15 protein-coding genes are annotated in these 13,141 nt (G+C 68.5%); 11 read left to right on the forward strand and 4 right to left on the reverse strand.

Features of this window, described 5'->3' with window-relative positions; genetic code table 11:
- Positions 1-69 precede the first annotated feature (69 nt).
- The 6 genes from EAO78_RS00985 to EAO78_RS01010 are packed head-to-tail and all read left to right on the forward strand — an operon-like array spanning position 70 to position 6,000.
- Positions 70-1,116 carry a PstS family phosphate ABC transporter substrate-binding protein gene (locus tag EAO78_RS00985; RefSeq protein ID WP_122104197.1) on the forward strand — a complete coding sequence of 349 codons (1,047 nt, stop codon included), beginning with the start codon at positions 70-72 and terminating at the stop codon, positions 1,114-1,116.
- A 57-nt stretch (positions 1,117-1,173) separates the two neighbouring features.
- Positions 1,174-2,148 (forward strand): phosphate ABC transporter permease subunit PstC, encoded by a 975-nt coding sequence (gene pstC, locus EAO78_RS00990; RefSeq protein ID WP_122103996.1) that lies wholly within the window; start codon positions 1,174-1,176, stop codon positions 2,146-2,148.
- Positions 2,148-3,926: a phosphate ABC transporter permease PstA gene (gene pstA, locus EAO78_RS00995; RefSeq protein ID WP_122103997.1), complete on the forward strand. Its 1,779-nt coding sequence runs from the start codon at positions 2,148-2,150 to the stop codon at positions 3,924-3,926. The genes pstC and pstA overlap by 1 nt, the downstream gene beginning before the upstream one ends.
- Position 3,927: 1 nt before the next feature.
- The gene (gene pstB, locus EAO78_RS01000) at positions 3,928-4,773 is read left to right on the forward strand and encodes a phosphate ABC transporter ATP-binding protein PstB (protein WP_122103998.1); all 846 of its coding nucleotides are present in this window, start codon (positions 3,928-3,930) and stop codon (positions 4,771-4,773) included.
- Positions 4,774-5,481 (forward strand): phosphate signaling complex protein PhoU, encoded by a 708-nt coding sequence (phoU, locus tag EAO78_RS01005; protein WP_122103999.1) that lies wholly within the window; start codon positions 4,774-4,776, stop codon positions 5,479-5,481.
- Between the two features lie 54 nt (positions 5,482-5,535).
- A complete protein-coding gene (locus EAO78_RS01010) occupies positions 5,536-6,000 on the forward strand; it encodes an arsenate-mycothiol transferase ArsC (protein WP_203227801.1) in 465 nt (154 codons plus the stop codon).
- Between the two features lie 60 nt (positions 6,001-6,060).
- Here EAO78_RS01010 and EAO78_RS01015 read toward each other — a convergent pair whose 3' ends face one another.
- The 4 genes from EAO78_RS01015 to gatB form a co-directional block, all read right to left on the reverse strand.
- Positions 6,061-6,486, reverse strand: coding sequence for an RDD family protein (locus EAO78_RS01015; RefSeq protein WP_122104000.1), 426 nt, complete (start codon positions 6,484-6,486; stop codon positions 6,061-6,063).
- Between the two features lie 87 nt (positions 6,487-6,573).
- Positions 6,574-7,041: a GNAT family N-acetyltransferase gene (locus tag EAO78_RS01020; RefSeq protein WP_238987590.1), complete on the reverse strand. Its 468-nt coding sequence runs from the start codon at positions 7,039-7,041 to the stop codon at positions 6,574-6,576.
- Positions 7,038-7,265 carry a ubiquitin-like small modifier protein SAMP2 gene (gene samp2 / locus EAO78_RS01025; RefSeq protein ID WP_122104001.1) on the reverse strand — a complete coding sequence of 76 codons (228 nt, stop codon included), beginning with the start codon at positions 7,263-7,265 and terminating at the stop codon, positions 7,038-7,040. The genes EAO78_RS01020 and samp2 overlap by 4 nt, the downstream gene beginning before the upstream one ends.
- 36 nt (positions 7,266-7,301) lie before the next feature.
- Entirely contained in the window at positions 7,302-8,789 is a 1,488-nt protein-coding gene (gene gatB / locus EAO78_RS01030) for an Asp-tRNA(Asn)/Glu-tRNA(Gln) amidotransferase subunit GatB (protein WP_122104002.1), read from the reverse strand.
- 148 nt (positions 8,790-8,937) lie between these two features.
- Here gatB and EAO78_RS01035 point away from each other — a divergent pair, with 148 nt between their 5' ends.
- The 5 genes from EAO78_RS01035 (at position 8,938) to EAO78_RS01050 (ending at position 13,083) form a co-directional block, all read left to right on the forward strand.
- Positions 8,938-9,633, forward strand: coding sequence for a phosphoribosyltransferase (locus EAO78_RS01035; protein ID WP_122104003.1), 696 nt, complete (start codon positions 8,938-8,940; stop codon positions 9,631-9,633).
- Positions 9,634-9,636: 3 nt separating this feature from the next.
- Entirely contained in the window at positions 9,637-10,338 is a 702-nt protein-coding gene (locus EAO78_RS01040) for an HD domain-containing protein (RefSeq protein WP_122104004.1), read from the forward strand.
- A gap of 51 nt (positions 10,339-10,389) precedes the next feature.
- A complete protein-coding gene (locus tag EAO78_RS01045) occupies positions 10,390-11,850 on the forward strand; it encodes an FAD-dependent oxidoreductase (protein ID WP_122104005.1) in 1,461 nt (486 codons plus the stop codon).
- A gap of 94 nt (positions 11,851-11,944) precedes the next feature.
- A complete protein-coding gene (locus EAO78_RS18030) occupies positions 11,945-12,088 on the forward strand; it encodes a hypothetical protein (protein WP_203227802.1) in 144 nt (47 codons plus the stop codon).
- Positions 12,088-13,083: a YeiH family protein gene (locus tag EAO78_RS01050; protein ID WP_122104006.1), complete on the forward strand. Its 996-nt coding sequence runs from the start codon at positions 12,088-12,090 to the stop codon at positions 13,081-13,083. Before EAO78_RS18030 ends, EAO78_RS01050 begins: the two co-directional genes overlap by 1 nt.
- Positions 13,084-13,141 lie beyond the last annotated feature (58 nt).

A 13,141-nucleotide genomic window follows, 5' to 3' on the forward strand; every position in this document is an offset into this window, starting at 1 on the left:
CGTTCACTACCCCCCTTCGTATATTCCTCATAGCATGGTATTTACGTGGTCTTCGTCCACGATCCGGTGATGGCACCCAGCCAGAACCTGGAGACGGAGGGTATTACCCGACGGAGATCGCTCGCGGCGCTCGCCGGTGCCGGCGCGCTGGCGCTCGCGGGCTGTACGGAGACGGAAGGCGAGGGCGGTTCGGGTGACGGCAGTTCCGGTGACGGCAGCTCCGGAGACGACGGGTCGAGCGGGGGGTCCGACTCGCTCTCCGGATCGATCAACATCGCGGGATCGAGCACGGTCTTCCCTCTGATGAGCGCGGTTGCGGAGGACTTCGCGGCCGACAACCCCGACGTCTCGATCGACATCAGCTCGACCGGGTCCGGCGGAGGGTTCTCGAACTTCTTCTGCGTCGGCGAGACCGACTTCAACAACGCGAGCCGGCCGATCCAGCCGGAAGAGGAGGAGCTGTGCGAGGAGAACGGCGTCGAGTGGGTCGAGCTGATCGCCGCGACCGACGCTCTCACCGTCGTGATCAACAACGACAACGACTTCGCGACGGAGATGACCGTCGACGAACTCTCACAGATCTGGCAGTCCGACGCCGCCGAGATGTGGAGCGACGTGCGCGACGAGTGGCCCGACGAGGAGATCGAGCGGTACGGCGCCGCCGACACCTCGGGAACGTACGACTACTTCATCGAGAACGTCATGGGAGAGGACGGCCACACCGACGACTACCAGGCGACCGAGCAGGACAACACCATCGCCTCGGGCGTCGAGGGAAGCGAATACGCGATCGGCTACTTCGGGTTCGCCTACTGGTTCCAGAACCAGGACCAGGTCACGCCGGTCGCTATCGACAACGGTAACGGGCCGGTCGAACCCAGCCTCGAAACCGCGTCCTCCGGCGAATACGCCCCGCTCTCGCGGCCGCTTTTCACCTACCCGTCGATCGAGTCGCTCGGCGAGGAACACGTCCAGGAGTTCGCCCGCTACTTCGTCAGCCAGACCACCAACGAGGACCTCGTCGCCGGCGACGTGGGGTACGTCCCCGCGACCGAGGAGACGCAGGAGGAACAGATGCAGGTCCTCGAGGACGCGATCGAGCAGGCGCAGGGCTGAGACCCGCGTCATGAACCGGTGTATTGATTTACGACAGCGTTCGATCACCGACCGTCCGTGACAGATAGCACCGAGAGTCCGGATCTACAGCGCCGGAGCGGGCTCACACGACTGAAGGAGGGAACCTACGGGGGGCTCTTCGCCGCCTGCGCGGCGATCACCCTGCTCACGACGGTCGCGATCATCGTGACCCTGCTGTCGGACGCAGTGGCGTTTTTCTCTCAAGTACCGATCACCGAATTCCTAACGAGCACCAGCTGGAGTCCGAACCCGCGCGGAGGCGGTCAGACGTTCGGGATCGTCGCGTTGGTCATCGGAACGCTCACCGTGACGATCACGGCGGCGTTCGTCGCGCTTCCGGTCGGAACGCTGACCGCGATCTACCTCAGCGAGTACGCGACGTCGAACGCGCGCTCGATACTGAAACCGCTCCTGGAGATCCTCGCCGGGATCCCGACGGTCGTGTACGGATACTTCGCGTTGGTGTACATCACGCCGGCGTTGAAGGCGACGCTGTTCCCGGAGATGAGTACCTTCAACGCGCTGTCGGCCTCGCTGATGGTCGGGATCATGACGATCCCGATGGTGTCGTCGATCTCGGAGGACGCCATGAGCGCGGTGCCGGACGACCTACGGCAGGCCGGATACGGGCTCGGCGCGACGAAGTTCGAGGTGTCGACCGGGATCGTCGTCCCCGCGTCGATCTCCGGGATCGCCTCCTCGTACATCCTCGCCGTCTCGCGGGCGATCGGTGAGACGATGATCGTCGTCGTCGCGATGGGCGCACAGGCGCGGATGCCGACCGTCGGGGAGACGGTTCTCGGGATCCCCTTCATCAACCCCGCCGACGTCCTGCTCGACTCCGGCATGACGATCACGGTCGCGATGGTCCAGATCGCCGGCGGCGACCTGACGGGGGGAACGATCCCGTACGACGCGATGTTCGCGCTCGGACTCACGCTGTTCGTGGTGACTCTCGTAATGAACGTACTCAGTGACATCATCGCGGAACGCTACCGGGAGGAGTACTGATGGCGACCGACACCGACACCGCTCGGATCGAGGGATTCGGGGAGGTGAGCCGCGTCCGCGGGATCGTCTTCGAGTACCTCTCGCTCGGGGCCTCAGTGCTCGGCATCTTCGCGCTCGCGGTGCTGCTCATCTACGTCACGATCGACGCCTTCGACCTGGCGGGAACGAGCCCAGTGTGGCTGCTGACGTACTTCGTCACGCTCGTGGTTCCGTTCCTCGCGTTCTGTCTGTACAGCGCCCGCGACCGCGAGGTGACCCGACGCGCGGTCACGGTGAGTGGCGGCGGCCTCGTCGCGGTCGCCGCGGTTTTCACCGCAATCGAGACGTTCGTCGGCCAGATCCCGCGACTCAATTGGCAGCTCGCGTATCTCTTCGTCGTCGTCGCTCCGCTTACCGGGTACCTCGTTTACGTCGGGGCACGCGGTCGCCCCGGGGCGGTCGGGTTCGGACTCGTCGGACGCCTGATCGGCGGCACCGCGATCGGGCTGGCGTTCTCCGTCCTCTTTTTAGTATTCGACGAGCGGCTGTGGTTCCTCGCGTACACGATCGGGATCGTCCCGGCGGCTCTCGTGTACGGATACGGACGCGTCCGTGACGTCTCGGTCGCCTCGGCTGCCGCCATTCCGATCGCGGTCCTCGGGGTGCTCGTGGCGGTGCTTCTACGGCCCGTCGTCGACGTCTATCCGACGACGGTGTTCATTTACCTCTGGACGCTGGCGATCCCGATCGCGGCGGCCGGCGCCCTGCTGGTGAACGGTCGCGGGAACCGGACGGCGGCACTGGTCGCGGGAGGCGTTCCGCTCGCCCTCGCGGTCGTCATCGGACTGTTCGGACGGGCCGCGGGGCTCGGGGTCGGCGGGCCGAACGCGCTTCTCGTCATTAGCGTGGCGGGCGTCCCGACCGCCGTCTACCTCCATCGCGTGTTCGATGTCGGCGAGGGGGTGACGGGACTGGGGGTTCCCGTCCTGCTCGTCGGCGGGGCGCTCGTCGGGGCGTTCGTCGTCGAAACGTTCGGGATCCCGACCCCGAACCCGTGGGTGAGCGAAACGTTCCTCACGGAGGCACCCTCCCGGAACGCCCGGGATGCCGGGCTGTATCCGGCGATCGTCGGTTCGGTGATCATCATCGCGATGGTCGCCGTGTTTTCGTTCGTCCTCGGAGTCGCGACGTCGGTGTTCCTGGAGGAGTACACCGCAGACAGCGGAGTCATCGGCGCACTGACGCGGCTACTCCAGATCAACATCGCGAACCTCGCTGCGGTCCCGTCCGTCGTTTACGGCCTGCTCGGACTGGGTCTCTTCGCGAACCTCCTCGGGTTCGGCTTCGGGACCGCGGTGACCGTGTCGCTGACGCTGTCGCTTCTCATCCTACCGATCACGATCATCTCCGCACAGGAGGCGATCCGATCAGTCCCGGACGACCTGCGGCGCGGGTCGGACGCGATGGGCGCGACGCGCTGGCAGACGACCAAGAACGTCGTCCTACCGGAAGCGTTCCCCGGTATCCTGACCGGAACGATACTCGCGCTCGGGCGGGCGATCGGCGAGACCGCGCCGCTCATCATGGTCGGCGCGGCGACGACGGTGTTCAGCGCGCCGAGCAGCCTGTTCAGCAAGTTCAGCGCGATGCCGATGCAGATCTACGCATGGGCGAACTTCCCGCAGGAGGAGTTCCGATACGGCGTCGTCGCCGCAGGCGTTATCACGCTGTTGATCATTCTCATCGGCATGAACGGCACGGCGATACTGCTGCGGAACCGCGCGGAACGGGGGACCTAACATGAGTAACACACCATCGAGCGACACGCGATCGAGCGATTCGCTCATCACGACCGACGTAGAGACCGGATCGAACGACCGAACCGCCGAGAGCCGGGCGACTGCGGTCGCCACGCGCGACCTGAACGTCTACTACGGGGACGAACAGGCGATAGACGACGTGTCGATGGATATCCCCGAAAATCGAGTGACCGCGCTCATCGGCCCGTCAGGCTGTGGAAAATCGACGTTCCTCCGGTGTATCAACCGGATGAACGACATGATCGAGGTCTGCCGGGTCGAGGGGGAAGTGGAATTCGGCGGCAAGAACGTGTACGACGCCGACGTCGACCCGGTCGCCTTACGCCGGAGGATCGGCATGGTGTTCCAGAAGCCGAACCCCTTCCCCAAATCGATCCGCGACAACGTCGCCTACGGCCTGAAGATCCAGGGATTCGACGGCGACGTCGACGAGCGCGTCGAGGAGTCGCTGAAGGGAGCGGCGCTGTGGGACGAGGTGAAGGACCAGCTCGACTCGTCGGGACTCGACCTCTCCGGCGGCCAACAACAGCGGCTCTGTATCGCCCGGGCGATCGCACCCGACCCCGAAGTGATCCTGATGGACGAGCCGACCTCGGCGCTCGACCCCGTCGCGGCCTCGAAGATCGAGGACCTGATCGACGACCTCGCCGAGGAGTACACGGTCATCATCGTCACGCACAACATGCAACAGGCGGCCCGGATCTCGGACCGGACCGCCGTGTTCCTCACCGGCGGCCGGCTCGTGGAATACGACGACACGGCGAAGATCTTCGAGGACCCCGAAGAACAGCGCGTCGAGGACTACATCACGGGGAAGTTCGGGTAGATGCCCAGAGAGAACTACCAAAAGCGGCTCGAGGACCTCAGCGAGGACGTCGTCGGCATGGGCGACCTCGTTCTCGAGCGGTACGACGCCGCGATCGAGGCGGCCGAGACCGGCGACGACGACCTCGCACGGGACGTCATCGAGGGTGACCACGAGGTCAACGAGCGCTACCTCGAACTCGAGGAGGAGTGTACCGAACTGCTCGCGCTCCAGCAGCCGGTCGCGGGCGACCTCCGGCTGGTGACGGCCTCGTTCAAGGTGATCACCGACCTCGAGCGCGTCGCCGACCTCGCGACCAACCTCGCCGGCTACGGCGGCGACGACGGCGGACTCCATCCGGCGGTCGAGTTCCGGAAACTCGGCCACGCCGCCGGCGACATGGTCGCCGACGCGGTGGCCGCCTACGAGGCGGGAGACCCCGAGGCGTGTCGGGCGGTCGCCGCCCGCGACGACGACCTCGACGAGCGGTGTCGGCGGGCGAGCGAGGCGGTCGTCCGCGACCTGCTCGAGGCCGACCGCGCGCGGGTCGAGGCGGCCGGAGCGGACCGGAACGTCGAGACGGAGGCCGACGAGCTGGCCGCCGCGATCGACGACGTCTCCCGCGCGCTGCTGGCGATACGGGACATCGAGCGCGTGGGCGACCACGCGGTCAACATCGCCGCTCGGACGCTGTACATGGTCGAGAACGACGACGAACTGATCTACTGAGCCGACGACGAACCGGGCTACCGAGGCGGCGACACGCGGAACCGAGAGGACGTCATGACATCCACCGACACCCCGGACGACGACACGGAACCGATCGGCGGCGACGCCGAACCCACGACGCTCACGTTCATGTGCGTGCGGAACGCCGGGCGCAGCCAGATGGCCACGGCGTTCGCGGAGCGCGAGCGCGCCGAGCGCGGTCTCGAGGACGTAGTCGAGATCGTCACCGGCGGGACGGCTCCCGCCGACGAGGTCCACGACGTGGTCGTCGAGGCGCTCGCGGAGGTCGGACTCGACGTGAACGGACGGACCCCCCGACACGTGTCGGAGACGACGCTCGCGGCGTCGGACTTCGTCGCGACGATGGGGTGTTCGACGCTGGAGCTGCCCGGCGTCGACACCGACGATTGGGACCTCGACGACCCCGGCGAGCGCCCGATCGAGGAGGTCCGAGAGATCCGCGACGAGATCGAACGCCGGGTGGTCGCCCTCTTCGACGAGCGGTTCGGCGAGCGATAGGCGGCCGGCCTCCTCGAAACGACCCGCCCTTTTCGACTCGCTCGTCCCCGAGCGGCCCGCTCAGTCTCCGTCGCGCACGACTCGCGTCCCCGCGACGTGGTCGCCGACCCGCCGGTCGCCGTCGGTGAGGACGACGACCGCGGCTCCGACCAGGTAGAAGACCGCGCCGTCGACGACCCGCAGGAGCGTCCGGACCGCCGCCGCACGCGGTCCACACGGCGAGCCGTCGGACCCGAGGACGACGAGCCCGAACAGTCGCTTGCCGGGCGTTCGCGCGAGCGTCCCCTCGAAGACGACGTGGTAGCCGAGGTACGCGATCGGGAAGGCCCACCGTCCCGAAAGCGGGGCGACGCCGGCGAGAAGCGAGAGCGCGACCCCGGCGAGCCCGAGGAGGAGACCGACGACCAGCGCGTCGACGACGACCGCGCCCCCGCGCCGGAGGAGCGGTCCCACGTCGGCGCCGGCGTCGAGTCGGGGGCGATCCATACGGATCGGCCGCTCGGTCCGAGGATAAAACGATCGGGAACCGGACGACCGTCGACGTCGCCCGGCTCGCGGCCGTCGGCGTGAGAGTCAGTCCTTCCCGCCGGTCGAGGCTCCGACCTCCCGTCGACCGGAGATCCGGGTCCCTCCGTCGTCGTCTCCAGTCGACTCGATCACGAACCCGAGGTCCACGTAGAACGCCTCCAACTCCGCGTCGAACGCCGCGGTGACGCGGTCGGTCTCCGGGTCGGACTCGGCGGCCCGAACCGCGCCGGCGACGAGCGCGGACCCGATCCCCCTGCCGCGTCGCGCCCGCCTGACCGCGACCGCGTCGACGTGGCGACGTCCCGGTTCCGGACGGGTCGTCACCAGTGCCCCGACGACCGAACCGGTGCGCTCGAAACGGGCGACGAGGACGTCCCCGGCGTCGATCCGGTCGATAAGGCCGTCCGCGTCGGTCTCGAGCATCGCGGCGTCGAGCACGCGGAGGACGTCGAGCCGGTCGTCGGGGGTCGCGGTCTCGACGCCGACGCCGTCCGGCGGGGAGCGGTCGCTCACGCGTCCCGGTCCGACCCCTCGCCAGCCCCGCCCTGGATCAGCCGGAGCAGCCGTACCCGGTCGGCGTCGACGGGGCGGTCGCCGGGGACGGGGGAGCCGTCGACGAGGACCGACGCCTCCTGGGGGTGGAAGCCGGCGGCGCGTATCAGGTCGGCGTAGGTCGCGTCCTCGTCGACGGCGTGTACCTCCTCGTCGCCGCCGACGACGTCGACGGTCACGTCCATGCGTCGACCTCCGAACCCCCTCGCGTCCCCATTCGTTTACCCGTCCAGCCGCTCGCGGAGGAGCCCGTTGACCTGGCCGGGGTCGGCGCTCCCGCCGGTCGCCTGCATCACCTGTCCGACGAGGAAGTTGATCGCGCCGTCGTCGCCGTCGTGGTAGTCCGCGACCGCCTCCGGGTTGTCGTCGATGGCGGCGTCGACCGCGGTCTCGACCTCGCCGGCCTCGGCCTTGCCGAGCCCCTCGCGGTCGATCACGGCGTCGGGGTCGTCGCCCTCGTCGAGCATCTCGCGGAGGACGACCTCCTCGGCGTTCTTGACCGTCAGCTCCTCGGCGTCCACCAGCTCGATCAGCCGTTTGAACTCGTCGAGCCGGTCGGTCACGTCGGTGATCTCCAGCTCGCGGTAGTTGAGCTCGCCGAGCAGGTTGTCGGCGACCCACGTCGCCGCCAGCTCGGGGTCGTACTCGCCGGCGACGTCCTCGAAGAAGTCGGCGACCTCCTTCGTCGAGGTCAGCTTCGAGGCGGCCTCCCCGTCGAGGCCGTACTCCTCGCGGAAGCGCTCGCGGCGGGCGTCGGGCAGCTCGGGGATCGGGATCCGTTCCTTCCAGTCGGCCACCTCCAGGGCGGGGAGGTCCGCCTCCCGGAAGTAGCGGTAGTCCTTCTCGGCCTCCTTCGAGCGCATCGAAACGGTGACGCCGCGCGCCTCGTCCCAGTGGCGGGTCTCCTGTTCGATCTCGCGGCCGCGCCGGAGCACGTTGCGCTGGCGGGTGATCTCGTAGGCGAGCGCCTTCTCCGCGCCCCTGTGACTCGAGATGTTCTTCACCTCGGCGCGGTTGGCGTCGGCGAGCACCGACTCGGGGACGGAGCCGTCCTCGGCGACCTCGTCGGCGTCGACGAGCGAGACGTTGGCGTCGACGCGGAGGCTGCCGTCCCGCGTCGCGTCGAAGACGCCGAGGTACTCGAGCACCTCCTCGAGTTTCGCCAGGAACGCGCGGGTCTCCGCCGGCGACCGGAAGTCGGGCTCGGTGACGACCTCCATCAGCGGCGTCCCCGCGCGGTTGTAGTTCACGAGCGTGTGGGTCGCCGACTCGATCGAGCCGCCCGCGTGCTGGATGCTGCCCGGGTCCTCCTCGAGATGCGCGCGCGTGATCCCGATGGTGCGGCGCTCGCCGTCGACGGACACCTCGAGCTCGCCGTCCGCACAGATCGGCGCGTCGTACTGGGTGAGCTGGAAGTTCTTCGGCAGGTCGGGGTAGTAGTAGTTCTTCCGGTGGAACGTGGTCGTCTCGGGAATGTCGGCGTCGAGCGCCTTCCCGATCTTCACCGCGCTCTCGACGGCGGCCTCGTTGAGGACCGGCAGCGCGCCGGGCAGCCCGAGACAGGTCGGACAGGTGCGCGTGTTCGGCTCCTCGTCCTCGGCCGGCTCCGTCGAACAGCCACAGAAGACCTTGGTGTCGGTCTCGAGCTGGACGTGGACCTCCAGCCCGATCACGACCGCCCGCTCCTCGCTCGCGGTCCGTGTGCTCATTAGCGGGTCGTTGCGGGCGGGCCACCTAAATCGTGTCGGCACGGGCGGACGCGAGGGTACGGCGGCGACGGGACGGCGCGTGCGGTCGACGGCTACGGACGACCGCGGTTCCACAAACCCTTATGCTCGCGCGGGCGACTCCCGACGTATGAGCGACCTCCCGGACGACTTCGACTGTACCGTGACCAACTGGGAGTACATCTACGGCCTCTGTCGGAACGTCTCGAACGAGGTGAAACGCGCCGACTTCGAGCCCGACGTCGTCGTCGCGCTCGCTCGAGGCGGCTGGTTCGCGGGTCGCTGTATCTGTGACTTCCTCGGTCTCGACGACCTGACGAGCCTCAAGATGGAACACTACGTCGGCGCGGCCGACAAGGCGGACGAGCCGCAGATCCGCTACCCGATGCCGGAGGGAAGCGTCGAGGACAAGGACGTGTTGATCATCGACGACATCGCCGACACCGGCGGCTCGATCCGCCGCGCCGAGGAGTACGTCGAGGAGCGCGACGCCGCCACGGTCCGCACCGCGACGCTCCAGCTGCTCGACACCTCCGAGTTCGACCCCGACTTCGTCGGCGAGCGGCTCGAGACGTGGACGTGGGTGGTCTACCCGTGGAACTTCATCGAGGACATGATCGACATCATCGCGGGCGCGATGGACCGCGTCGACGCGACGACGTTCGACCGCGAGGCGGTCCGACACCACCTCGAGGCGGACCACGGTGTCGGTCGAATCGAGATGGAGGTCGCCCAGCCCGGGCGACTCGACGAGGTGCTCGCCGAGATGGAGCGTCGCGAGATGATCGAGACGGTCGGCGAGGGGACCTGGACGCTCGCGGAGTGAGTGATGGACGCGGAGGACGCGGAGGACGCGGGAGATCCGGACGCCGCAGACGACACTGACGCCGCCATCGACGCGATCCTCGAGGCGTACGCGCTCAAGGACGAGGGCCGAACCGGGTGGCAGCTCCGCGGCGTCGACGCCCCGGAGTCGGTCGCCGCGCACACGTGGGGCGTCGCGTATCTCGTACTGGCGCTCGGCGACCGGTTCCGCGAGGACCTGCCCGGCGTCGACCTCGACCGCGCGCTCCGGCTCGCGGTCGTCCACGACGTCGCCGAGGCGGAGACGGGCGACGTGGCGACGCGAGCCGACTCGACGGCCGATCGAGCCGACCACGCGAGCAAGGAGGCGACCGAACGCGCCGCGATGGTCGACCTCGCGGGGCCGCTCCCCGACGACGTCCGGAACGCGTGGGAGGCGTACGAGGCGCGCGAGACGCCCGAGGCCGTCCTCGTCAAGGAGTGCGACCTGCTCGATACCTGCCTCCAGGCGGTCCTCTACGAGCGCGACGACCGGTACGACCCTACGGACGGAAGGCCGGACGCGTTCGTGGAGTACGACGCGCTCGAGGAGTTCTTCGCAACGACGGAGTCCCGTCTCCGGACGGGGACGGGTCGGGCGATCTTCGAGCGGCTTCGGGAGCGATATCGGACGGTTCGAGCCCGGTCCGCCACGTCGGAGGGAGCCGACTCCGACGGATCGGAATAGCAAGTCAGTTAACTCCCGATCCAGTAGATTCCGTGAGACGGAGCCTCACGCATGTCCGACCACACAGACCTCATCGTTATCGGCGGGGGGATAAGCGGGGCATCGCTGCTGTACACGGTCTCGAAGTTCACCGACGTCGACGACGTCACGCTGATCGAGAAGGAACCCGAGATCGCGGCGGTGAACTCCCACCACACGAACAACTCCCAGACGCTTCACTTCGGCGACATCGAGACGAACTACACGCTCGAGAAGGCCGAGGAGGTCAAGGAGGGAGCGGAGCTGCTCGCGGGGTACCTCGAGAACGTCGACCCCGACCGCGAGATGCACAGCAAGCGCAGCAAGATGGTGCTCGCGGTCGGCGAGGAGGAGGTCGCGGAACTGGAGGCCCGCTACCACGACGAGGGGTTCGGCGAGCTCTTCCCCAAACTCGAACCGATCGGCCGCGAGGAGATCGCCGAGATAGAGCCGAAGGTCGTCGAGGGCCGGGATCCAGACACGGAGTTGCTCGCGCTCCAGACGCCCGACGGCTACGTCCTCGATTACGGCATGATCGCGGAGTCGTTCGTCGAGGCGGCCCGCGCCGAGGACGGCGTCTCGGTCCACCTCGGCACGACGGTGACGAACGTCGACGAGGGCGGGGAGGGGTTCACCGTCGAGACCGACGACGGCGACTTCGCGGCCGACGCGGTCGCCGTCGCCGCCGGCTCACACAGCCTCCAGTTCGCCCAGGAGATGGGCTACGGCGAGGACATGTCGCTTCTGCCCGTCGCGGGGAGCTTCTTCCTCGCCGACGACCTGTTGAACGGGAAGGTGTACACGCTTCAGATGAAGAAGCTGCCCTTCGCCGCGGTCCACGGCGACGCCGACGTCCACGACGCGAGCGTCACTCGGTTCGGCCCGACCGCGAAGCTCGTTCCCGCGCTCGAGCGCGGCGAGCTCTCGACGGTCGGCGACTTCGCCGACGTGTTCGGCTTCACCCCGTCGTCGTTCCTGAGCTACGCGAACGTCCTCGCGGACCGGATCCTGTTCCCGTACGTGGTCCGGAACCTGGTGTACGACCTCCCGGTCGTCGGGAAGCGCACCTTCCTCCCCCACGTGCAGAAGGTCGTCCCGAGCGTCGACGTCGAGGACATCGACCGCGCGAAGGGGTACGGCGGGGTCCGCCCGCAGATCGTCGACACCGAGTCGAAGGAGCTCGACATGGGCGAGGCGAAGATCCGCGGCGACGGGATCCTGTTCAACGTCACGCCGTCGCCCGGCGCGTCGACAGCGCTGAAGAACGCCATGGTCGACACGCGGACCGTCCTCGAGTTCCTCGGTGCCGAGTACTCCTTCGACGAGGAGGCGTTCCGCGCCGAGACGATCGACAACTTCCCCCGCCTCGATGGCGGCGAGAACCACGAGAGCGGCGAGAACCACGAGAGCGGCGAGAACCACGAGAGCGGCGACGACGGAGACGAGACGACCGTCTCCGAGAACGGCTCGACCGCCATCGAGGCGAGCGACTGATCGATCCGACCGGCCGAACGATCCCGAACCGGTTCCCGGCGATCCCCCCGTCGAGCGACACTCGTAAGACGCCGACGCGCGGATCCGCTTCCGTATGACCGACGAGAACGGCGACGGCTCGGGCGGCGTCGAGGGCACGCGTCTCGCCCGCCGTTGGCAGGCCCTCGACCGCGGCTGGCAGGCGCTCCTCTTGGGCCTCGCGGTCGTCGCGGTCCACCTCGTGATCCAGCCCTTCTGATGACGGTTCTCGACGACCTCGGCCCGTACGTTCCGGGGATGTTGCTGCTCGGCGGCGGCGCGCTGCTCGCGACGCTGCTCGGTGCGATGGTCCCGGGACTCCAGCCGCTCGTCGTCGCGGTCGCCCTGGGCGTCGCCGTGGCGAACACCGCGGGAACGCCCGCGGTCGCCGAGCCGGGAGTGTCCCTTCACAAGCTCGCGTTGGAGACCGGGATCGTCCTCCTCGGCGCCGCGATCGCGATCGAGGAGCTGATGGCGGCCGGTCCGACGGTCATCGGACTGGTGGTCGTCGTCGTCGCCGGCGGTCTCCTGCTCTCGGAGGCGATCGCTCGCGGCGTCTTCCGGATCGGAGGAACGACGCCGTCCCTTCTGGCGGCGGGCGCGAGCGTCTGCGGCGTCTCCGCCGTCGTGGCCGTCGGTCGGGTGCTGGAGGCGCGCGGCGCGGCGCTCACGTTCGCGGCCGCGACGGTCCTGCTCTTCGACGCGGTCACGCTCGTGGCGTTCCCGCTGGCGGGCGAGTGGCTCGGGCTCACCGGTCGGCAGTTCGGCGTGTGGGCCGGCCTCAGCATGTTCTCGACCGGGCCGGTCGCGGCCGCGGGGTTCGCCCACTCGGTCGAGGCGGGCCAGTGGGCGACGGTGACGAAGCTCGCTCGCAACTCGCTCCTGGGGGGCGTCGCGGTCGCCTACTCGGTCGCGTACGCGGCGCGTTCCGCGACGGACCCGGAGGCCCGCGAGCTGTGGGCGGAGTTCCCGAAGTTCCTGCTGGGCTTCCTGCTCGTCGCCGCGATCGCCAACGCCGGGGTGCTCTCGCCCGCCGCTATCGAGTCCATCACCGCGACCTCCGACGGGCTCTTTCTCGTCGCGTTCGTGGGGCTCGGGCTCTCGATCCGGGTTCGCGATCTCCGGGCTGTCGGCCTCGCGCCGGTCGGCGCGGTGTTCGTCCACCTGCTCGTCGTGAGCGCGCTGACGCTGGCGGCGGTCCGGACGCTGCTTTGAGGGCCACATCGCTCGACGTCTCGATCCATCGTGAAGGGGCGAGCACGCGTAGGTCCCG

This window comes from Halobellus captivus (assembly GCF_003697845.1).
Lineage (GTDB): Archaea > Halobacteriota > Halobacteria > Halobacteriales > Haloferacaceae > Halorubrum > Halorubrum glutamatedens.